Here is a 23,557-nt window from a genome sequence, read left to right on the forward strand (position 1 = left end):
GCCTACAACATCGGCGAATATATCGAGATACATGGCCGGCTGCGTTTCGACTTATTCGAGTCCGCCCTGCGCCGTGCCTTCGCCGAATGCGCGGCGCTCGCGGTGCGGTTCGCCGCGGACGAGGCCGGTCCGCGCTGGGTCGTCAGGGGCCGCGAGGACTTCCCGCTTGTGCTCGTCGACGTGACGGCCGACGCGGACCCGCGCGCCGCCGCCGAGCGGTGGATGGCGGAATTCTTGGCCAGGCCGGTTCCGCTGCCGGACGGTGAGCTGGTCGCCCATGCGGTGATCCGGCTTGCGGACGATCTTTATTTCTGGTGCAGCCGATACCACCACATTCTCATCGACGGATTCAGCGGACCGCTTGTCGCGCACCGCGTGGCGGGCATCTACTCGGCGCTGGACGCGGGCGAGGAAATACCGCCGAGCCCCTTCGGTGATTTCGGCCGGCTCCTCGCCGAGGAAGAGGAATACCGTGCGTCGGAGGCGTTCGTCCGGGACCGCGACTACTGGCTCGAGAAACTGCGCGACCTTCCGGAACCCGTTTCCCTGACCCGGCGGCGCGCGCCCGCTTCCGGTTTCACCCGGGCCTCGGACCGCCTGTCGTCCGAGGACCTGCTCGCCCTGGACCGCGTCTGCGAGCGGGCGAGGATCCACCGCTCCGCGATGCTCTTCGCCCTGGCCGCGCTGTATCTGCACCGCATGACCGGGGAGCCGGAGGTGGTGCTCGGGCTCGTCGTCGCGGCCCGTGTCACCCCGGCCGCCAGGGCCACCCCCGCCGTACTGTCCAACGTCCTGCCCGTCCGGCTGTCCCCGCGCCCGGACATGACCGTCGCGGAGCTGGCCCGCGCCGCCCAGAAGGCCATCCGGTCCGCCCTCGCCCACCAGCGCTACCGCGCGGCCGACATGGCACGCCTGGTCTCGTCCGACGACCAGCCCGTCCCGCTGTACTCGATGATCGTCAACATCATGTCGTTCGACTACGACCTGCGGTTCGGCCCGCACCCCACCGTCGCGCACAACCTCTCCACCGGCCCCGTCGAGGACCTCGCGCTCGCCTTCACCGACCGCCTGGACGGCCGGGGCCTCACGGTCGACCTGGACGCCAACACCGCCGTGTGCGGCGACGCCGAGGCGCGGGGCCACGGCGAGCGGATCTCCCGGCTGCTGAGGGCCGTCGCGGCCGGCGGCAGCGGCATGTCGCTCGCCGAGGTGTCGCTGCTCTCCGATCGCGAGCGGGGCTCCCTGCTCCGCAGGGCCACCGAGGCGGCCGTGGTGGTGGCCGACGCCACGGCGGGCGAGCTCTTCGAACGGCAGGCCCGGCTCCACCCGGACCACGCCGCCGTGCTCTCCGGCTCCGCCGAGCTCTCGTACGCCGAGCTGGGCGCGCGGGCCAACCGGCTGGCGCGGGCGCTCATCGAGCGCGGTGTCGGCCCCGAGACGCCGGTCGCGCTCGCGCTCCAGCGGTCCGTCGAGTTCGTCGTCGCCGTCCTGGCCGTCTGGAAGGCGGGCGGCGCCTTTCTGCCGGTCGACCCCCACTATCCGCCCGCGCGCGTCGAGTTCATGCTCTCCGACGCCCGGCCCGCGCTGACGCTGACGACCACGGCCCACGCGCGGTCCCTCGGGCACCTGCCGGGCGACCGGCTGCTCCTGGACGCCCCCGAGACCGTCCGTGACCTGGCCGGCCGCGACCTGGCGGACGTACGGGACGAGGAGCGGCGCGCGCGGCTCGACCCGCGCCACCCCGCATACGTGGTCTATACCTCCGGGTCCACCGGCACCCCCAAGGGGGTCGTGGTGACCCACGCGGGCCTGCCGAGCCTGGTGCACACCCAGCGCACCCGGTTCGGCGTCGGCCCCCGGTCCCGGGTCCTGCAGTTCGCCTCGCCGAGCTTCGACTCCGCGGTCTGGGAGCTGACCGCGGCGCTGCTGTCCGGCGGCTGTCTGGTCATCGGCGCCGACGGCGCGCCGCCCGCGGGCCCCGAGCTGCCGGAGCTGATCACCGGCCTCGGCGTGACGCACGCCGTGCTGCCGCCCGCCGTGCTGGCGAGCCTGGACCGCGGCACCCTCCCGGCCGCGCTCAGGCTGATGTCGGTGGGCGAGGCACTCCCGCCGGAGCTGGCGGCCGACTGGGCCGCGGACACCGTCCTGCTCAACGGCTACGGCCCGACCGAGGCCACCATCTGCGCGGCCATGAGCGACCCGCTCGGCGGCGAGGGCACACCCCCGATCGGCACCGCCACCGCCAACACGGCCGCGTACGTACTCGACGCCGCCCTGCGCCCCGTCCCCGTCGGCACGGTCGGTGAACTCTGGCTGAGCGGGCCGGGGCTGGCCCGGGGCTATCTGAACCGGCCCGGCCAGACCGCGCAGCGGTTCGTCGCCAACCCCTTCGGCCCGCCCGGGTCACGGCTGTACCGCACCGGTGACCTGGTGCGCCGTCGCGAGGACCACCAGCTGGAGTACGTGGGGCGCGCCGACGGGCAGGTCAAGGTGCGGGGCCTGAGGATCGAGGTCGGCGAGATCGAGGCCGTGCTGGCGGGCCATCCGGCGGTCCGCCGGACCGTGGTGACGGCCGACGAGATCCGCCCCGGCGCCACCCGGCTGCTGGCCCATGTCGTCCCCGAGCCCGGCACGGACCCGGCCACGGCCGCCGCGCTTCCGGCCGAGCTCATGGCCCGCGCCAAGAGCGGGCTGCCGGACTTCATGGTGCCCGCGCAGATCGTCCTGGTGGACCGGCTGCCGCTGACCCCCAACGGCAAACTCGACCGGGCCGCGCTCCCGAAGCCCCGGCCGGCCGAGGACACCGGGCACCGGGGGCCGCGGACGGACCGCGAAGAGCTGTTCCACGAGCTCTTCACCGACATCCTCGGACTCGACCGCGTCGGCGCCGACGAGAGCTTCTTCGCCCTCGGCGGCGACAGCATCCTCTCCCTCACCCTGGTCAGCCGCGCCCGCGCCGCCGGGCTCGCCATCTCCCCGCGCGAGGTCTTCGAACACCGCTCCGTGGCCGCGCTGGCGCGGGCCGCGCGCTCCACGGCGGACACTTCCCCCGGCGAGACCTCCCATGGCGACACCTCCCATGGCGAAGGCCCCCACGGCAGCGACGACAGCGGCGAACTGTCCCCGACCCCGATCATCGGCTGGCTGACCGGGCTGGGACCGGACGCCGTCAAGGAGTTCCACCAGTCGGTGCTGGTGCGGGTGCCCGGCGACCTGTGCCACGACCACCTGGCCGGCGCGCTCGACACCCTGCTCGACCGCCATGCCGCGCTGCGCCTTCGGCTGGGCGCCGGGGAGGACGGCGCGCTGGAGATCGCCCCGCGCGGCGCCGTCCGCGGCCAAGAGTGCCTGACCCGTGTGCCCGTACAGGACGTGACCCCCAACGACGCCCCCAACGACACCGACACCGACAACGACACCGCGCGGTGGCGCCGGATCATCGATGCGGCCTCGGAGGCGGCGCGCGGCCAACTCGACTCGGAGAAGGGGGTGTTGCTGCGGGCGGTCTGGTTCGACGCGGGCCCCGGCCGGCCCGGGCGGCTGCTGCTGCTGATCCACCACCTCGCGGTCGACGGGGTCTCCTGGCGCGTGCTGCTGCGCGACCTCGCCGACGCCTGGGCCGCGGCCGCCGAGGACCGGCCCCTCGCCACCCCCGGGCCGGTCACCTCCCTGCGGCGCTGGTCCCGGCTGCTGACCGAGGGCGCACACCACGAGGCCCGGACGGCCGAGCTCCCGCTGTGGGAGAACATCCTCGACGGCGCCGACCCGCTCCTCGGCTCCCGCCCGCTGGACCCCGCCCGGGACACCGCCACCAGCGCCCGGATGCTGTCGCTCTCCCTGCCGGCCGACGCCACCGCCGCGCTGCTGACCTCCGTACCCGAGCGCTACCACACCGGGATCAACGACGTCCTCCTGACGGCGCTGAGCCTCGCCGTGGTCGAGTGGCGGCGCCGCCGCGGCATCGGCGACACGGGCGATGTGCTGCTGGAACTCGAAGGACACGGCCGGGAGAACATCGCCGACGGCGTCGACCTCAGCCAGACAGTCGGCTGGTTCACCAGCCTGTTCCCGGCGCGACTCGCCCCGGGAACACTCGACTGGACCGAGGTCACGGCCGGTTCCGCGGCGCTCGGCACCGCCGTCAAGACGGTCAAGGAACAGCTCGCGGCGCTGCCGGACCACGGCATCGGCTACGGCATGCTGCGCTACCTCAACCCCGACGCGGCGGGCCGGCTCGCCGGACACGTGGGCCCGCAGATCGGATTCAACTACCTCGGCCGGTTCACGGTGTCCGACGGCGCCGACTGGCTGCCCGACCCGGACCCCGACTTCGGCGCGCTGCGCGGCGGCTTTCCGCCCGGCATGCCGCTGCCGCACACCCTGGCCCTCAACGCCCACACCGAGGACCGGGAGGACGGCCCGCGGCTCACGGCGGTGTGGATCTGGGCCGGCGAACTGCTGGACGAGCCGGCCGTACGGGAGCTCGCCGACGCGTGGTTCGCCGCGCTCACCGGCCTGGTCACCCACGCCCGACACACCGAACACACCGAAGGCGCCGCACACCGGGGCCACACCCCCTCCGACTTCCCCCTGGTCGCGCTGTCCATGGCCGAGGTGGAGCGGCTCGAGCGGGCCGTGCCGGCCCTGGCCGACATCTGGCCGGTGTCCAGCCTCCAGCAGGGGCTGCTCTTCCACGCCGTGTACGACGACACCGCGCACGACGACTACGTGGTGCGGTTCGGCCTGGACCTGGCGGGCGAGGTCGACCCGGCGCGGCTGCGCACCGCCACCGAGGGGCTGTTCGCCCGGCACCCGGGGCTGCGCGCGTGCTTCGTGCGGGAGGGGCTCGCCGAGCCGGTGCAGGTGATCCCCGCCCGGGTGGCGCTGCCGTGGCGGGAACACGACCTGTCGCGGCTGGACGGGCCCGCGCGGGAGGCCGAGCTGTCCCGGCTGCTGGAGGCCGACGGCGCGCGACGCCTCCCCGTGGACACCGCCCCGCTGGCCCGCTGCATGCTGCTGCGGCTCGGGGAGGACAGCTACCGGCTGATTCTGACCAGCCACCACCTGCTGCTCGACGGCTGGTCGATGGCGCTGCTGTCGCGGGAGCTGCTCGCGCTGTACGACGCGGGCGGTGACCCCGACGCGCTCGCCGCGCTGCCCATGCCCCGCCCGTACTCCGCCTATCTGTCCTGGCTGAAGGGGCAGGACAGCGAGGCGGGGCTCGACGCCTGGCACACCGCCCTGTCCGGGGTGGCCGGGCCCACCCTCGTCGCGGAACAGGACACTCCGGCCGCGGCGGCCACCCGGCGGCACGTCCTGGAGCTGACGGCCGAGCAGACCACCACGCTCGCCGCGTTCGCCCGCCGGCACGGCCTGACGCTGAACACGGTGGTGCAGGGCGCCTGGGCGATCGTGCTGGGCTGGCTGACCGGCCGCGACGACGTGGTCTTCGGCGTCACCGTCTCCGGGCGCCCGCCCGAGATCGACGGCGTCGACGCCATGGTCGGGCTGTTCATCAATACCGTGCCGGCCCGGGTCCGGCTGCGCCCGGACGAGACGTTCCCGGAGCTGCTGACCCGCCTCCAGGGCGAACAGGCCCGGCTGCTGGACCACCACCACATCGGCCTCACCGACATCCAGCGCCGCACCGGCACCGGCCGGCTCTTCGACACCCTCCTGGTCTACGAGAACTACCCGCACGACCCGGACGCCCTGCGCACCGCCTCCAAGCGCCTGACCGTCACCGGGGTGCACCCCGAGGACGGCACCCACTACCCGCTCAGCGTGGTCGCGATCCCCGGCGAACGGCTGCGGATCCACATCAACTACTGCCCGGACACCGTCGGCCGGAGCCGGGCGTCGGCGGCCGCGGACGCGATCGAACGCCTGCTGACCGAGGTGCCCGAGGTGCCCGAGGCGCCCGGGGTGTCTGAAGTGTCAGGGGTGTCAGCGGCGGCCGAGGCCCCGGTGGCGCGGCTGCTGACCGCGGCCCGGCAGCAGTCGGCGCCCGGGCGCGTACGGTGCGAGGAGACCCTGCCGGAGCGGTTCGAGGCACAGGTGCGGGCCACCCCGCACAACACCGCCGTGGTCGACGGCCGGCGCTCCCTGACGTACGCGGAGCTCAACGACCGCGCCAACCGTCTGGCGCGGGTGCTGACCGGGCATGGCGCCGGGCCGGAACGGGTGGTGGCCCTGGCGGTCGACCGCCGGGCCGAGCTGGTCGTGGCGCTGCTGGCGGTCCTGAAGAGCGGCGCGATGTATCTGCCGGTGGACCCCGCCTATCCACGTGAGCGCATCGGGTTCATCCTCGCGGACGCCGCCTCGGTGTGCGTGGTCACCACCACCGACACCACCGCGGCGCTGCCCGACGGCCTCGACGTGCCGATCGTGGAGCTCGACGCGCCGCAGGTCGTCAGCGCCATGAAGGACATCGCGCCGGCCGACCTGACCGACGCGGACCGCGGCGGCCGGCTCACCCCGGCGCACGGCGCCTACGTCATCTACACCTCGGGCTCGACCGGGCGGCCCAAGGGCGTGCTGGTCCCGCACGAGAACGTCATCCGGCTCTTCACCTCCACCGAGCACCTCTTCGGGTTCGGCGAGGACGACGTGTGGACGCTGTTCCACTCCTACGCGTTCGACTTCTCGGTGTGGGAGATCTGGGGCCCGCTGCTGCACGGCGGCTCGCTGGTGATCGTGCCTCACACCGTCACCCGGTCCCCGGACGAATTCCTGGAACTGCTGGTCGAGCAGGGTGTCACCGTGCTCAACCAGACCCCGTCGGCGTTCTACCAACTGCTCGGCGCCGACCGCGACCACCCTGAGCTGGGCGCACGGCTCGCCCTGCGCCATGTGGTGTTCGGCGGCGAACGGCTCGACGTCTCCCGCCTGGCGGACTGGTACACCAGGCATGCCGAGAATGCGCCGAGGCTGGTCAACATGTACGGCATCACCGAGACGACCGTGCATGTCACCCACACCGAACTGGTCCGCGCCGACGCGGCGCGGGACGGCTCGGTGAGCCCCATCGGGCGGCAGATCCCGGACCTGCGGCTGTATGTCCTCGACCATCTGCTGCGGCCGGTGCCCCCGGGGTCCGTCGGCGAGCTGTACGTCGCCGGCCCCGGCCTGGCCCGCGGCTACGCGGGGCGGCCCGCGCTGACCGCCGAGCGGTTCGTCGCCGACCCGTTCGGCGCCCCCGGCGAGCGCATGTACCGCACCGGAGACCTGGCGCGCTCAGGCCCTGTCCGGGCGGTCTTTGAGGATCAGGCCGCGGCGTCAGATGCGGTGCATCGCAAGGCGGAGGATCGCCCTCGTACTGGGCGCTGCGGTCGATATGCCGCTGGCGCGGCGTGGCGGGCGACTCCGACAACGCAGCCGGGGGTCCCCCCAGCGGTAGCTGGGGGCGCCGTAGCTGGCGTCGCGGGCCCGAGAAGATCGCCCGGACAGGGCCTGGGGGCGGACGGCGAGCTGGAGTACGTCGGACGGGCCGACGGCCAGGTCAAGCTGCGGGGCTTTCGGATCGAGGTCGGCGAGATCGAGTCCGCGCTCACGGCCCTCGACCAGGTGGCGCGGGCGGCCGTCGTGCTGCGCGAGGACCGGCCGGGGAGGCCGGCGCTGGTCGCCTATCTGGTGGCCGAGCCCGGCGCCACACTGCCCGGGCCCGCCGCGCTGGCGGGGCTCGCGGCGGCCCGGCTGCCGGTCCACATGGTGCCCTCGGCGTTCGTGGAGATGCCCGAACTCCCGCTGACGGTCAACGGCAAGCTGGACCGCGCCGCCCTCCCGGCGCCCGACTTCACAGCCGTCTCGACGGCGGCCCGGCCGCGCACCCCCGTGGAGGAGACGCTGTGCTCGCTGATGAGCGAGGCGCTGGGGGTGGACAGCGTCGGTGTGGACGACGACTTCTTCCTGATGGGCGGCGACTCCATCGTCTCCATGCGCTTCGCCGACATGGCACGCCACGCCGGTCTGGCGCTGCGGCCCAGGGACGTGGCCGAGGGCCGTACGGCCGCGGCGCTGGCGGCGATCGCCGAGCGGAGCGCGCCGCGCCAGGGGCCGGCCGGCGAGGGCCGCCACCGGGACGGCGGCGGTGCGGGCGACGGGGTGGGCGAGCTCCCGGCGACGCCGATCATCAGGCGCATGTGGGACTGCGAGGGGCCGATCGACGCGTACCACCTCTCCATGGCGGTCCGTGTCCCGGCGGACGCGCGGCCCGAGCATCTGATCGCCGCCCTCCAGGCGCTCACCGACCGTCATGACGCGCTGCGGATGCGGCAGACGGACGACCGGGGGCGGCGGGGGCTGGAGATCGCGGAGCCCGGCTCGGTCCGGGTGGCCGACTGCTTCACCCACCAGGCCATCCAGGTCGCCGACGAGGCGGAGTGGCCTCCGGCACTGGCCGAGGCGTCCTTCCGCCACCAGGCGGAGCTCGACCCCGCGTCCGGCCGCACCCTCCAGGCGATCTGGCTGGACCCCGGGCCGGAGCGGCCCGGCCGGCTGCTGATCCTGCTGCACCACCTCGTGGTCGACGGGGTCTCCTGGCGGTTCCTGCTGCCGGACCTGGCCCGTGCGTACGAAGCGGTCGCCGCCGGCCGGCGGCCGGACCTGCGGGCGCCGGCGACCTCCTACCGGAGGTGGGCGCACCACCTGGTCGAGGAGGCCGTGGAGCCCGCCCGCGAGAAGGAACTGGACATGTGGACGCGGGCGTTCGAGCCGAAGCGGCCCACGCTGGGCACCCGGCCGCTCGACCCGCGGACCGACACCTTGGCCTCGGCGCGGATGCTGCTCATGGACCTCCCGGAGGAGGACACGGCGACCCTCCTCACGGTGCCGGGGGCGCTGGGCGTGGACCTGCGCGATGTGCTGTACGCCTCGTTCGCCGTCGCCTACGCGCGCTGGCGGGGCGACGAGGGCACCGGCGTGCTGGTGGACATCCAGGCGCACGGCCGCGAATTCCTCGCCGACGGGGTCGATCCGTCGGCCACCGTCGGGTGGTTCACCGCGCAGTTCCCGCTCGTCCTGGACCCGGGGGAGATCTCCGAGGAACAACTCGACACCTCCGGCGCCGCGTTGACCGAGGCCGCCGCACAAGTGGGGGCCCAGCTCGCGGCCCTGCCCGACAACGGCATCGGGTACGGCCTGCTGCGCTACCTCAACCCGCGTACCGCTCCGCTGCTGGCCGCGCTCGGCGACCCGCAGGTCTCCGTCAACTACCTGGGCCGGTTCCAGGTCGGCGAGCGCTCGGCCCACTGGAGCCCCACCGGCGAGGCGGGGTCAGCCATGGGCGGCGGCGCGGACGCCGGGGCGCCGCTGGAGCGCACCCTCACCCTCACGGTGGCGGTCGAGGACCGCGAGCGGGGGGCGCGGCTGGCGGCGCGGTGGATCTGGCCGTCGGGCGTCCTGGCGGACGACCATGTCGCCGAGCTCGCCCGGCGGTGGTTCGATGTGCTCCGCCGCTACGCCGGGCACGCCAGGACGGCGCGTTCCGGTTCGGGCCGTTGAGATCGTTCAGGTCGTTCAGATCCACGGGATGAGCGGAACGGCCCCGGGGCGGCGCGCCGCCAGGTGCATCAAGGTGATCGTGGAGCGGACGACCTGCTCCTTGACGCGGGCGGCGGCCCGGCTCGTGAGCACCAGCTCGCGCGGCGTGTCGTCCGCCGGCACCGCCTGGACCAGCCCGGTCCCCGGCCGCGTAGATCTCCGGGTGGGAGGTGGAGCGCCGCAGGGCGGCGTCGACGCGGATCCGGCCGGCCGCGCCGAGTGTGACACGCCTCCGGACTGCCGACCTCGGGTGCCGAGCGGCCCCGATGTCGGATAAAATCAATCAAAGTCGATCAAATAGGACTCCTCGCGGGTGCCTGAGTGAGCCGGGCAGCCCGGCTCACCCCACCCGAGCACCCGCACGCCACGAGAGCACCGATGACAACGGGGCCCGCGTCCGACGGGCCACCGGGACGGATGCCTATGAACAGCGGGTACGAGGGATCGGAAGAATTCGGTCCGGACCCCCTCGGAGACTTTCTCGCACGCTTCCTCGGTGTCGGACCGGCCGGGCAGCGACCCGGCTCCCGGCACGTCGACTTCGGCCGCCTGATGAGCGAGCCCGCACGGCAGCTCGTCTCCTCCGCGGCCTCCTACGCCGCCGACCGCGGATCCACCGACCTCGACACCGAACATCTGCTCCGCGCGGCCCTCACGGCCGAGCCGACCCGCACCATGGTCACCCGGGCCGGGGCCGACCCCGAAGCCCTCGTCGCCGAGATCGACCGGCAGACGGGGGAGGGGTCGCCGCGCAGCTCGGTCGCGGTCACGCCCGCCGTCAAGCGCGCGCTGCTGGACGCCCACGAGATCGCCCGGTCCGCGGGCTCCTCGTACATCGGCCCCGAGCACGTACTGATCGCGCTCGCCGCCAACCGCGACTCCACGGCCGGGCAGCTGCTGCACGCGGCCCGGTTCGAGCCACGCCCCGGCCCGCCGGGCGGGCTCGCGGCGGGCCCCGGCGCCGCCGAACCGCACCCCGGCCCCAGCCGGCGGGATACCCCCAACCTCGACAAGTTCGGCCGCGACCTGACCGAGATGGCCCGTGAGGGCCGGATCGACCCGGTGATCGGGCGCGACGAGGAGATCGAGCAGACCATCGAGGTGCTCGCCCGGCGGGGCAAGAACAACCCCGTCCTCATCGGCGAGGCCGGTGTGGGCAAGACCGCCGTCGTCGAGGGGCTGGCCCAGCGCATCGCCGAGGCCGACGTCCCCGACATCCTGCTCGGCCGACGCGTGCTGCAGCTCGACTTCGCGGGCGTCGTGGCCGGCACCCGCTACCGCGGCGACTTCGAGGAGCGGCTGACCGGCCTCATCGACGAGATCCGCGCCCACTCCGAGGAGCTGATCATCTTTATCGACGAGCTGCACACCGTCGTGGGCACCGGCGGCTCCGAGGGCGGCCCGATGGACGCCAGCAACATCCTCAAGCCCGCCCTGGCCCGCGGCGAACTGCATGTCATCGGCGCCAGCACGCTTCAGGAGTACCGCCGCCACATCGAGAAGGACGCGGCCCTCGCGCGCCGCTTCCAGCCCATCATGGTGCCCGAGCCCGCCCCCGCCGACGCGCTGGATATCCTGCGCGGGCTGCGCGACCGCTACGAGGCCCACCACCAGGTCCGCTACACCGACGAGGCGCTGCTGGCGGCCGTCGAGCTCTCCGACCGCTATCTCACCGACCGCTTCCTGCCCGACAAGGCCATCGACCTGATGGACCAGGCCGGCGCCCGCGTACGGCTGCGCTCCAGCACCCGGGGCACCGACGTCCGGGCGCTGGAACGCGAGGTCGAGCAGCTCACCCGGGACAAGGACCAGGCCGTCGCCGCCGAACAGTACGAGCGGGCCACCGCCCTGCGTGACCGGCTCGCCGACCTGGGCCGGCGCATCGAGGAAGGGGCCAACAAAGGGCACCCGGCCACCCGGGTCGCCGAGGTCACCGTCGAGGACATGGCGGACATCGTCTCCCGGCAGACCGGCATCCCGGTCAGCAGCCTCACCCAGGAGGAGCGGGACCGCCTGCTCGGCATCGAGGAGCACCTGCACAAGCGGGTCATCGGCCAGGAGGAGGCCGTCTCCGCCGTCGCCGACGCCGTACTGCGCTCCCGCGCCGGCCTCGGTGACCCCAACCGCCCGATCGGCAGCTTCCTGTTCCTCGGCCCCACCGGCGTCGGCAAGACCGAGCTGGCCCGCGCCCTGGCCGAGGCGCTCTTCGGCAGCGAGGACCGGATGGTCCGCCTGGACATGAGCGAATACCAGGAGAAGCACACCGTCAGCCGGCTGATCGGCGCCCCGCCCGGATACGTCGGCCACGAGGAGGCCGGGCAGCTCACCGAGGCGGTGCGCCGGCAGCCGTACTCGCTGCTGCTCCTGGACGAGGTCGAAAAGGGCCACGCCGACGTCTTCAACATCCTGTTGCAGGTTCTCGACGACGGACGGCTCACCGACGCCCAGGGCCGCACCATCGACTTCAAGAACACCGTCATCGTCATGACCAGCAACCTCGGCTCCGAGGAGATCTCCGGGCGCGGTGCGGTCCTGGGCTTCGGCGGCGGAGCGGAAGCCGACGAGGAGGCGCGCCGCGAGCGGATGCTGCGCCCGCTGCGCGAGCACTTCCGGCCCGAGTTCCTCAACCGCATCGACGAGATCGTCATCTTCCGGCGGCTCGCCGACGAACAGCTGCGGCAGATCACCGATGTGCTCCTGGAGGAGACCCGGCGCCGGCTGCGCGCCCAGGACGTGCCCGTCGACTTCACCCCCGCCGCCGTCGACTGGCTGGCCCACCACGGCTACCAGCCCGAGTACGGCGCCCGGCCGCTGCGCCGGACCATCCAGCGGGAAGTCGACAACCCGCTGTCCCGGATGCTGCTCAACGGCAAGCTACAGCCGCACAGCCATGTGGAAGTCGACGTGGAGGAGGGGAAGCTGACCTTCCGCAAGGAGGAGAACCCCACCACCGCGGTTGGCTGACAAGGGCCTTGTGAACACTGGTTGCCGAGCTCGCGAGCGGGCGCGATAGCGTGTACAAGCCAACGGGGACACCACCGCCCGCGGCACTTGGATTCCGCTCGCCCGCATGCACGAGGAGCCCACTTGACCAGCCCGGAACAGCGCATGGCCGACCTGCTCAAGACCTTCGGAGATCCGGCGGCGTGCACCGCCCGGCTGCTGTGCGACCGGCATCCGGCCGACGCCGTCGCGTTCACGGTGGTCGGCGCCGACCTCAACGGGCACGACATGACCTTCGGCGAACTCCGGGACGCCTCCGCGCGGATGGCGAGCGCCCTGGGGGCCCTCGGGGTGGGCCCGGGCGACAGGGTCGCCACGCTGATGAGCAAGTCGGCCGAGCTGCTCGTCGCGACACTCGCGATCTGGCGGATCGGCGCCGTCCAGGTGCCCCTGTTCACGGCGTTCGCGCCCCCGGCCATCGCCCTGCGGATCACCGGCAACGGAACCAAGGTCGTGATCACGGACGCCGGGCAGCGCCCCAAGCTGGCCGCGGGCTCCGACTTCCCGGCCGACCGGCCGTGGCGGATCGTCACCACCGGGCCCACCGAGGAAGGCGACCTGTCCTTCGCCGAGCTGTCGGCGGGACACCCGCCGCTGGACGAGCCGGCCGCCCTCGGCGGGGACGCCACCATCGTGGAGCTGTTCACCTCCGGCACCTCCGGCCCGCCCAAGGCGGTGCCCATCCCGCTGCGGGCCGTCGCGGGATTCGCCATGTACCAGGAGTTCGGCCTCGACCACCGGCCCACCGATGTGTTCTGGAACGCCGCCGACCCGGGCTGGGCCTACGGGCTGTACTACGCGGTCATCGCGCCGCTCGCCCTCGGCCTGCGCAGCCTGCTGTTCAACAGCCTGTTCTCCGCCGAGGGGACCTGGGCGGTGCTGTCCCGCTTCAATGTCACCAACTTCACCGCGAGCCCCACCGTCTACCGCAAGCTGCGCGGCACGCCTGCCCCCGACGGCCTGCGGCTGCGGTGCGCCTCCGCGGCCGGCGAGCCGCTCCCGACCGACGTGGTCACCTGGGCGGAGCGGACACTCGGCATCCCGGTCCGCGACCACTACGGCTCCACCGAGCTGGGCATGGCCATCGCCAACGCCTGGCACCCCGAGCTGCGCACCGACCTCAAGCCCGGCTCCATGGGTCGGCCCCTGCCCGGCTGGAGCGTGACCGTCCTGCGCGAGGACACCAACTCCGCCGTCGCCGAGACCGGCAGGCCCGGCCGGGTGGCGGTGGATATCACGAACAGCCCGCTGATGTGGTTCGAGGGCTACCGCGACGCCCCGGAGCGTACCGCCGAGAAGTTCAGCCCCGACGGACACTGGTTCTACTCCGGCGACACCGCCTCGCGGGACGAGGACGACCACTTGTTCTTCTCCGGGCGCAGCGACGACGTGATCCTGATGGCCGGGTACCGCATCGGCCCGTTCGAGGTGGAGAGCGTGCTGCTGGAGCACGAGGCAGTGGCGGAGGCGGCCGCGGTCGGCGTCCCCCGTGAGGAACACGGCGAGGTCATGGAGGCCTTCGTGGTGCTGCGCGCCGGGACCGAGGGCGATGACGCCCTCGCCGCCGAGCTGCAGCAGCTGGTCCGGGACCGGCTGGCGAAGCACGCCTACCCGCGGAGCGTGCACTTCGTCACCGAGCTGCCCAAGACGTCGAGCGGCAAGACCCAGCGTTTCCTGCTGCGCCCGCGGCAGGTCAGCTCCCGCGCTCGCTGAGCCGGCCCCGGGGCGGCCCCCGCTCGGCTATCGTGAGCGATACGCGGCGGGGGCCGGGGGCACCTCCCAGCGGTAGCTGGGAGGGGGCACCTCCCAGCGGTAGCTGGGGGAGAGCCGAAGGGGCGCGGCCGCCCACGCCGGAGGCGCTGATGTGCGCTGTGAAAGGGAGAGCGCGCGGAGGCCCTGAGGCTGCGATCGCCACGCGGCGGAGCCGCATAACGACTGCAGCCGGCTCCGCCGCGCGGAGGGCCGAGGCTGCGATCGATATGCGGCTACCGCCGCGTGGTCGACCGTCGACAGGGGCTGGCGGCCCGGCGGGGGCACCTCCCAGCGGTAGCTGGGGGCGAACTGAGCCCTGAAAAGGGGGAAAGGCCTACGTGAACGAGGCAGCAGAGGCGACCGGTGCGGGCAGGGCGGGCAAGCGGGGGGAGGCCACCGCGGGCAGGGACGTGTCCACGGTCAGGGATGTCGCCAAGCGCGCCGGGGTGTCCGCGTCCACCGTCTCCCGCGTCATGGGTGGCACTTATCCGGTGGCCGCGGCCACCCGGGCCAGGGTGCTCAAGGCGATGCGCGAGCTGGACTACGTGGTCAACGCGCATGCCCGCGCGCTCGGCGGGTCCACCAACAAGACGGTGGCGTTCGTCGTGGACGACGTGACCGGACCCTTCTACGCGCACATCGCGCGCGGTGTGGAGGAGCAGGCGTCCGCCGAGGGGCGGCTGTGCATGCTGTGCACCACACACGGCGACCCGCAGCGCGTCCTCGCCGTGGTGGAGATGATGCGCGAGCAGCGGGCCGACGCGGTGATCGTGGTCGGCGGCGCCTGGGAGGACAAGGCATACCAGGACCGCATGACCCACTTCGCGCACGCCCTGGACCGGGTGGGCTCGCGGCTGGTGCTGGTCGGCAGGCCGCCGCTGGGCGAGGGCGTGCCGGCCACCGTCGTGGACTACGACAACGAGGCCGGCGCCTTCGCGATGACCACCCACCTGCTCAGCGCCGGACACCGGCGCATCGCCTATCTGGCCCGGGTCCCGGGCCTGTCCACGAGCACCCAGCGCATCAGCGGTTTCACCCGGGCCCATGAGCTGATGGGCCTGAGCCCGGACCCGGCCCTGATCTGGGACGGAAGTTTCACCCGCGCCCACGGCTATCGCGCGGCCCGGGAGCTGCTGGCCTCCGGGGCCGAGTTCAGCGCGGTGTTCGCGGGGACCGACATGGTGGCGGCGGGGGCGCTCCAGGCGCTGCGCGAGGGTGGGCTACGGGTACCCGAGGACGTCTCGGTGGCCGGTTACGACGACATTCCGGTGGCGATCGACGTCTACCCCGCGCTGACCACCGTGCATGTGCCGCACGAGGAGCTGGGCCGCACCGCAGTGCGGCTGGCCCTGCACCGCGAGGAGCTCCCCGAGAGCCAGCACCAGGTGCTCGGCACGCACATCGTCATCCGCGACTCGACGAGGGGCCCTGGCCGCCTCACGGCCGGGAGATGAGCTAGAAAACGGTCTCTGTTGATCGCTCCCGCGCAGGGGAATCGCGTGGGACGCCGTCGAAAATTTTCGCATCTGGTAGCGATGGAAGACGGCACGGTGAGGCGCGCCCATGATGGGAATCGGTTTCCTGACCCCATCGAAGGCCCCCTTGGGAGCGACCACCATGGCGCAGAGCCGGCCGAGGTTCCTCGTCTACACCCGCACCACCGATTATCGGCACGACTCCATTCCCGAGGGTGTCCGCGCCTTCCGTGAGCTCGGCGCCGAGCACGGCTTCGACGCCTGGGCGACGGAGGACCCGCGGGACCTCGAGAGCGGCCTCGACCGCTTCGCGGCCGTGGTGTTCCTCTCCACCAGCGGCGATGTTCTCACCCCCGAGGGGCAAAAGGCGCTGCGGGCCTACTGCGGGACGGGTGGCGGGTTCATGGGTGTGCACGCCGCCGCGTGCACCGAGTACGGCTGGCCGTACTACGGCGAGCTGCTCGGGGCCCGCTTCGACCGCCACCCCGCACTTCAGCCGGGCGTCCTCACCATCGAGGACCGGGACCACCCGGCGACCAGCCACCTGGGCGCCACCTGGGCGTTCACCGACGAGTGGTACGACTTCCGGGCCAGCCCGCGCGGTGCGGTGCGGGTGCTGGCCTCCGCCGACGAGACCTCGTACGAGGGCGGGGGGATGGGGGACGACCATCCGCTCGTCTGGTGCCATGAACACGGCGGCGCTCGGGTCTTCTACACCGCGCTCGGACACACCTCCGAGGCGTACGACGATCCCGCCTTCCGGGCCCACCTCCTCGGCGGGCTCCGCCACGTGGCGCGATCACAGCCCTGACCACATCCCGCACCACCCCCGCACCACCCCCGCACCACCCCCGCACCACCCCCACACCCCCCCACGACCCCCCCACGACCCCCCCCACGATGGGAGTGACTTCTCGATGAGCCGCGAGAACACGCACAAACTCAGCCGCCGCGGAGTGCTGAAGGCCGCCGGAGGGCTCGCCCTCGCGGGCGCCGCCGGCGGCGTCACCGCCGCCGTCACCGCGGGCTCCGCCGACGCCGCCCCGGCCACCTTCACCCACCCGGGCATGCTGCACGCCTACGGCGAGCTCAACCGGGCCAAGGTACGGGTGGCCGCCGGGAACGACCCCTGGCTGGCCGGCTGGAACCGGCTGATCGCCAACTCGCACGCGCAGTCCGGCTGGAAGGCCAACCCGCAGGCCACCATCGTCCGTGGCGGCACCGGCGAGAACTACGGCATCCTCTACAACGACATCCACGCCGCCTACCAGAACGCCCTGCGCTGGAAGGTCGCCGGGACCACCGCGCACGGCGACACCGCCCGGGACATCCTCAACGCCTGGTCCGCCAAGCTCACCACGGTCACCGGAAACGCCGACCGGTTCCTGGCCGCCGGGATCTACGGCTACCAGTTCGCCAACGCCGCCGAGCTGATACGGGGCTACTCCGGCTTCGACCTCGACCGGTTCAAGAGGATGATGCTCAATGTCTTCTACCCGCTGAACAACCAGTTCCTCACCGGTCACAACGACGCCTGCATCACCAACTACTGGGCCAACTGGGACCTGTGCAACATGAACTCGATCCTGGCCATCGGCATCCTGTGCGATGACGGGGCCAAGTACGACCAGGCCGTGAACTACTTCAAGAACGGCGCGGGCAACGGCTCGATCAAGCACGCCGTCCCGTTCGTGTACGACAGCCAGGGGCTCGCCCAGTGGCAGGAGTCCGGCCGCGATCAGGGTCACACGATGATGGGCATGGGCCAGATGGGCGCCTTCTGCGAGATGGCCTGGTCCCAGGGCGAGGACCTGTACGGCTACGACAACAACCGCTTCATGAAGGCCGCCCAGTACGTCGCCAAGTACAACCTCGGCCAGGACGTCCCCTTCACCACATACACCTGGGGCACCGGCCAGAACTGCGCCCAGCAGTCGCAGACCGTGATCTCCTCCGCGAGCCGCGGCCAGACCCGGCCGGTGTGGGACATCCTGCACTACCACTACGCCAGGCGCCGGGGCCTGTCCGTCCCGTACATCACCGCCATGGCGGAGAAGGGCCGCCCCGAGGGCGGCGGTGGAGACTACGGCTCCACCAGCGGTGGCTTCGACCAGCTGGGCTACGGCACCCTGCTGTACGCCAAGTAGGGCTTGCCCGCCGAGGAGGGCGGGCGGGTCGCCCAGGGCGTGGAGGCCGCCCAGGGCGTGCACGCCAGGTAAGTGGACGCCAGGTAAGGCGGCACGACGGTCTTCGTCCGACGCCGGTCATCCAGAGCCCCCGCAGTTGTTACAACTCCAACCGCCGTTGGGCCCCTGGATGACCGGCGCTCCGCACTGACTGCAGTTCACAACGGCCCCCCTGTCTCACGTTCTACCCATGAAGACGCCGTAAGTCTGTCCCAGGCTGCTCGCATTTCAGGCGGAGATCGAAAGGGCGGCGTTCGCGCGGCTCGGCGGGAGGCTCTGCTCGGCCCAGATGACCTTGCCGTGCGAGGTCTGCCGGGTGCCCCAGCGCTGGGTGAGCTGGGCGACGAGCAGCAGTCCGCGGCCTCCCTCGTCGAAGCTGCGGGCCCGGCGCATATGCGGGGCGGTGCTGCTGGCGTCGGAGACCTCGCAGATCAGCCCGGTGTCATGGATCAGCCGCAGCTGGATGGGGCTGCTGGCGTGGCGGATGGCGTTGGTGACCAGCTCGCTCACCACGAGCTCGGTGGTGTAGATCGCCTCCTCCAGGCCCCAGGCCGTCAGCTGCCGCGAGGTCCACCGGCGCGCCTCGGCGACGGTCGCCGGAGTGGCCGGCACCTCCCGGGTGGCGACGCTGCCGGCGTCCAGGGTGCGGGTCCGGGCGACCAGCAGGGCGATGTCGTCACTGCCCCGCTCCGGAGAGAGGACGTCCAGCACGGACTGGCACATCTGCTCGGCCGACTCGGCGGGCCCGGCCAGCGCCCGGCACAGCAGCGCCAGCCCCTCGTCGGGGTCGCGGGCGGCGGACCGCACCAGCCCGTCGGTGTACAGGACGAGCGTGCTGTCCTCGGGGAGCTCCAGATCGACGGTCTCGAACGGCAGGCCGCCCACGCCCAGCGGCGGCCCCGGGGGCACATGCGGCAGCGTGACCGCCCCGCCGGGGGTGACGACGACCGGCGCGGGATGGCCGGCGCTGGCGAAGGAGGCCGTGCGGGTGATCGGGTCGTACACCCCGTACAGGCAGGTGGCGCCCAGCTCGCCCGTGCCGCCCTTCCGCTCCTCGGCCGCGGCCTCCCCGGCCTGGTGGCGGGGGTCGGCCTCGGCGGTGTGGAATTCCTCCTCGTCCAGCCGGATGACCAGATCGTCCAGGTGGGTGAGCAGCTCGTCCGGGGGCAGACCGATGTCGGCGAGCGTGCGCACCGCGGTCCGCAGCCGCCCCATGGTCGCCACGGCGTGCACGCCGTGCCCCACGACATCGCCCACGACCAGGGCGATCCGGGCCCCCGAGAGCCTGATGACGTCGAACCAGTCACCCCCGACCCCCGCCGTGGTGTGCCCGGGAAGGTAGCGGGAGGCGATCGACGCGGCCACCTGCCGCATCCCCGGCCGCGGCAGCATGCTGCGCTGGATGGCCAGCGAGACGGCGCGCTCGCGCGTGAAGCGGCGGGCGTTGTCCACGCACACCGCGGCCCGCGCCGTGATCTCCTCGGCCAGCAGCAGATCGTCGTCGTCGAACGGCTCTAGCGTCCGATGGCGGTAGAACATCGCGACCCCCAGCGTGGTGCCCCGGGCGATCAGCGGCACCGCCATCACCGAGTGGATCCCGTACCGGCGCACCGACTCGGCACGGCGGGGAACCTCCCGGGTCCAACGCCGGATCTCCTCGTCCCGGGCCGAGTGCCGCACGCCGCGGCCGGCCGCCAGGGCCTGGGCGGGAGGCGAGCACTCCGGCCAGGATTCCGAGCCCCCGGCCTCCAGCGACGCCTCCGGGCAGCCCTCCAGGACGGACCGGTGCGCGATGCGGCGGAAGTCCACGGCGCGGCTGACCGGCCGCACCACCGGCTCCTGACCCTGGTAGATGGAATCCAGCAGATCCACCGTGACGAAGTCGGCGAACCGGTCGACCGCCACATCCGCCAGCTCCTGCGCCGTCCGCGTCACGTCCAAGGTGGTGCCGATCCGGACGCTGGCCTCGTTGACGATGGCAAGCCGACGGCGGGCCCGGTGCTGCTCGGTGTAGTCGAAGACCACCGCTGAGAGGCCCCGCACCACGCCCACCGCGTCCTTCACGGGGATCAGATAGACGGTCCAGGCCGGGTCGAAGCCCTCGTGGCTCAGCCCTTCCCCGGTGCGGATGACCTGCTCCTGGAGCCGGTCGAGCTCCTGGACGATGGGCTGGGGGTCCATCTCGCGCAGGCGCAGCCCGCGCATCTGGTCCACCGACTGGCCCATGAGACGGGTCATGGCCACGTTCGCGCCCACCAGCCGCGCCTGGGTGTTGTAGACCGCCACGGGAATCGGCATCTGGGCCAGCGTCCAGTTCGCCAGCAGCCGCTCCTCCTCGGACGGCTCCGCTGCGCCCGGCTCCGGGCCGGGCCGGGCCACCGCCCCCGTGCCCGCCACCACCAGCCAGCGGACCTCGCCGCGGGCGTCGGTCAGCGGGTGCGCCTGGACCACCAGCTCCACGCGGTGCCCGTCCCGGTGCCTGGTCCCGATCCGGCCGCTCCAGCCGTCGCCCGGCCGCGCGCTCAGATACCGCCGGGCCGATCCGGGGAGATCGCCGGCGAGCAGCTCACGCACCGGCCGCCCCAGCATCTCGCCGGGCTGATACCCGAGCACCCGCGCCGCACCGGGCCCCCAGGCCGTGATGTACCCGCGGGCATCGACCTCGATCGCCGCCGAGAGCGGCGCGGCCTCCTGGTGCCCGAATTCCTCGGCCCGATCGTGGGACCTCGCGGAATCGTCCTTGCGCATCGGCATCTGCCTTGCCGGGGCCGTGCCCGAGTGCCCGGGCCCGCGGTCCGTACGCGGCGGCCCCTCTCCAGAATGGTCCCCGGGCCCGGGCCCGCTCAATCGAACCCGGGCCGTGGACCGGGCCGGGATCCGCCCGCGATCTCAGCCGGCCGGGACGGCGCCCCTCTCGGCGGTGCGCACCGCCAGCTCGGCCAGCGCCTCGGGGGCGCCCACCTGGCCGCGTACCCCTGGAAAGGCGTTGATGTCCACGATCAGCGGCACCGCGCCGCCCTTGTCGATCACATCCACGCCGTACACCTGCAATCCGAACACCGACCCGACCCGCAGTGCCAGCCGCGCCCAGCCGTCCGGCAGGTCCCCCGGCGCCAGCGGCCGCGCCGGGCCGCGGTCGGGATCCGCCAGCTCCGACCTGCGCACGGCCGCGAAGACCCGGTCCGCGATCACCCACAGCTTGTGATCCCAGCCGCTGTTCTCGGCGAACGGCTGCACCACCACCGGCTCGTCCGGCCAGACGGCCTCCAGGGCAGGCAGCCCGGCGGCGTCGTCGACCCGGGCCACCAGGTCGTGCCGCCGGCTGTGCCGGCTCTTGATCACCACCGGATAGGTGAGCTCCTCGGAGGTGAGCAGGGCGAGGGTGGATGCGGTCCTGGTGCACGCGAACGGCAGCCCCGCCCGGAGAGCCAGCTTTGCCATCGCCGTCCGGTCCTGGACGAGCCCGGTCGCCCCCGCCGCGTTCAGCACCGGAGCGCCACGCTCCTCCAGGTAGCGGGCCAGGCCGAGCGCGCGGGGCGTCCGAGCCTTCAGCAGATAGACATCGGCGGGCACCCCGAACGCGTCCGGGTCTTCCGGAGCGCCGTCCCAGGCGCCCGGGTCCACCACCTCCACCCGGTGCCGGGGCGTCAGCAGCGCGGTCGCCCCGGCCAGCAGCGGATGCTCCGGCTCCGGGGTGATCAGACCGATCCTCATCGGCCCTCACCGGCGCTCGCCGGGACGTGCTCCGCCGCCCGCGCCCGCGTCCGGGCGGGCACCACGGCCGTCGACCCCGCCCCGCTCGCGCCCCGGCGGGCCAGCTCCAGGACGGCCCGCCCCACCCGTGCCGCCGCGTCCGGCACCTGACGGAAGCTCGGGAAGTCGTTCACATCGACGATCACCGGGCCGTCCGGGCCCAGCAACACGTCCACGCCGTACAGCTCCAGGCCAAAGGCCGCCCCGGCCTCGGCGGCGATCCGGCCCACCTCGGCGGACAGCGGCACCCGCCGCTCGCGCACCGGCCCGTCGGGGTGCAGCGGCGAGCTCCGCTCGGTCGCGTACAGCTCGTCGCCCACGCAGTAGACCTTGAGGTCGACCCCGGAGTTGGCCACATAGGGCTGGGCTATCAGCATTCCTTCCCCCGCCAGCTCCGCCCGCAGCCCGGTCAGCCGGTCGGGGGAGGACACCAGCCGCACCGCCCGCCCCGAGCTCCCGTCGGCGGGCTTGACCACCAGCGGGAACTCCGCCTCCGGAATCTCCGCCAGCGACTCGGGCCGGGCCGCCGCATAGGTCCGCGGCATCGGCAGCCCCCGGGCGGCGCCGATCGCCGCCGCCAGCACCTTGTCCCGCACCCCGCGGATCGACCGCGCGTCGTTGACCGTCGTCAGCCCCACGGCCGCCGCGGCCTCCAGCAGCGTCAGGCCCGGGCCCCCGGAGACCGTCTTGAGCACCCAGGCGTCGTGGCTGCCCGCCCCGACCGCCTCCGACACGCTCACCAAGGTGCTCCCGGGCCACACCACATCCACCCGGTGCCCCCAGGCGGTGAGCTGACGGATCACCTCCAGCGGCATGCCGTCGTAGCGGTAGTGCTCCTCCACCAGAAAGCAGAGCCTCATCGACCTTCCCTGTCACGCCGGACGTCCGCCGACCCGTCCGGCGCGCCATAACGTCTCAGCATGTCATGGCGCGCCGGAGCACTCGTGGGCGGGAACGGGACGGCCGTGCGTCAGGAGACGATGTCCTTGCGGCCGAACCCGCGGAAGGCCAGCGCGATCAGCACCAGCGCATACGCCACGGAGACCGACACGCCCTGCACCATGCCGCTCCACTCCGGATGCGGCTGGAGCGCGTCGATCCAGGCGAACTGCCAGTGGGCGGGCAGGAAGTCGCGCCAGGAGCCGAGCGCGGTGACCGCGTCCAGGACATTGCCCACGATGGTCAGCCCGACCGCCCCGCCGACCGCGCCCAGCGGGGCGTCGGTGACCGTGGAGAGCCAGAACGCCAGCGCCGCGGTGACCAGTTGAGACAGGAAGATGTACGCGACCACCACGGCGAGCCGGCCCAGCGCCTCGCCCGTGGCCAGCGACCCGCCCGTGGGGAGCCGCAGCGGCTCCCAGCCGTACGCGACCGTCCCCACCACCAGCGCCACCAGCGGCAGCAGGACGATCGCGGCCGCGCTGAACCCGAGCGCCACCGCGAGCTTGCTCAGCAGCAACCGGGTCCTGGGCACGGGCGCGGCCAGCAGATAGCGCAGCGAGGACCAGTTGGCCTCGGCCGCGACGGTGTCCCCGCAGAACAGCGCCACCGGCACCACCAGCAGGAAGGCGGCCGAGACAAACAGCGCCGTGGCGGCGAAGTTGGCCCCGGAGGCCGTCGCGGTGACCATGAGCGTGGTCCGGTTCTCGCGCGCGTCCGGGGCGCCGCCGAGCGCGAAGGCCGCGACGAGCACGAACGGCAGCCCGGCCAGCACCGTCGCCATCACCAGGGTCCGGCGCCGGCGCAACTGCCGGACCGCCTCGACCCGCAGGGGCAGGGTACGGCCCGGACGGTGGCCGGGCGCCGCCTCCACCAGGGAACTCATGCGCCTCCCTCCCGCTCAGTCTT

10 protein-coding genes and 1 pseudogene are annotated in these 23,557 nt (G+C 73.2%); 6 read left to right on the top strand and 5 right to left on the bottom strand.

Features of this window, described 5'->3' with window-relative positions; genetic code table 11:
* Positions 1-9 precede the first annotated feature (9 nt).
* Positions 10-9,423 (top strand): annotated as a pseudogene (locus ACWY4P_RS49965) (amino acid adenylation domain-containing protein); the annotation flags it as partial.
* Positions 9,424-9,516: 93 nt separating this feature from the next.
* Here the strand turns inward: ACWY4P_RS49965 and ACWY4P_RS49970 are convergent.
* Positions 9,517-9,663: a hypothetical protein gene (locus ACWY4P_RS49970; RefSeq protein ID WP_456207441.1), complete on the bottom strand. Its 147-nt coding sequence runs from the start codon at positions 9,661-9,663 to the stop codon at positions 9,517-9,519.
* Between the two features lie 300 nt (positions 9,664-9,963).
* On the opposite strand from ACWY4P_RS49970, the gene ACWY4P_RS49975 reads away from it, so the two are divergent.
* The 5 genes from ACWY4P_RS49975 (at position 9,964) to ACWY4P_RS49995 (ending at position 17,917) form a co-directional block, all read left to right on the top strand.
* On the top strand, positions 9,964-12,504 hold the full coding sequence (locus ACWY4P_RS49975) for an ATP-dependent Clp protease ATP-binding subunit (protein ID WP_456207442.1): 2,541 nt from the start codon (positions 9,964-9,966) through the stop codon (positions 12,502-12,504).
* 123 nt (positions 12,505-12,627) lie between these two features.
* Complete coding sequence (locus ACWY4P_RS49980; protein ID WP_456207443.1) at positions 12,628-14,256, top strand: AMP-binding protein; 1,629 nt, start codon at positions 12,628-12,630, stop codon at positions 14,254-14,256.
* A gap of 449 nt (positions 14,257-14,705) precedes the next feature.
* Positions 14,706-15,749 (top strand): LacI family DNA-binding transcriptional regulator, encoded by a 1,044-nt coding sequence (locus tag ACWY4P_RS49985; protein WP_456213317.1) that lies wholly within the window; start codon positions 14,706-14,708, stop codon positions 15,747-15,749.
* Positions 15,750-15,912: 163 nt separating this feature from the next.
* Positions 15,913-16,581 carry a ThuA domain-containing protein gene (locus ACWY4P_RS49990; RefSeq protein WP_456207444.1) on the top strand — a complete coding sequence of 223 codons (669 nt, stop codon included), beginning with the start codon at positions 15,913-15,915 and terminating at the stop codon, positions 16,579-16,581.
* Between the two features lie 106 nt (positions 16,582-16,687).
* Positions 16,688-17,917 (top strand): alginate lyase family protein, encoded by a 1,230-nt coding sequence (locus tag ACWY4P_RS49995; RefSeq protein ID WP_456207445.1) that lies wholly within the window; start codon positions 16,688-16,690, stop codon positions 17,915-17,917.
* Between the two features lie 267 nt (positions 17,918-18,184).
* Here the strand turns inward: ACWY4P_RS49995 and ACWY4P_RS50000 are convergent, their stop codons facing one another.
* The 4 genes from ACWY4P_RS50000 to ACWY4P_RS50015 all read right to left on the bottom strand — a co-directional run bounded on the left by ACWY4P_RS50000 (position 18,185) and on the right by ACWY4P_RS50015 (position 23,534).
* A complete protein-coding gene (locus tag ACWY4P_RS50000; protein ID WP_456207446.1) occupies positions 18,185-20,710 on the bottom strand; it encodes a SpoIIE family protein phosphatase in 2,526 nt (841 codons plus the stop codon).
* Between the two features lie 135 nt (positions 20,711-20,845).
* Entirely contained in the window at positions 20,846-21,670 is an 825-nt protein-coding gene (locus tag ACWY4P_RS50005; protein WP_456207447.1) for an ATP-grasp domain-containing protein, read from the bottom strand.
* On the bottom strand, positions 21,667-22,569 hold the full coding sequence (locus ACWY4P_RS50010; RefSeq protein WP_456207448.1) for an ATP-grasp domain-containing protein: 903 nt from the start codon (positions 22,567-22,569) through the stop codon (positions 21,667-21,669). The genes ACWY4P_RS50005 and ACWY4P_RS50010 overlap by 4 nt, the downstream gene beginning before the upstream one ends.
* A 110-nt stretch (positions 22,570-22,679) precedes the next feature.
* On the bottom strand, positions 22,680-23,534 hold the full coding sequence (locus ACWY4P_RS50015; RefSeq protein WP_456207449.1) for an ABC transporter permease: 855 nt from the start codon (positions 23,532-23,534) through the stop codon (positions 22,680-22,682).
* Positions 23,535-23,557 lie beyond the last annotated feature (23 nt).

This window comes from Streptomyces sp. LZ34, from assembly GCF_053890475.1.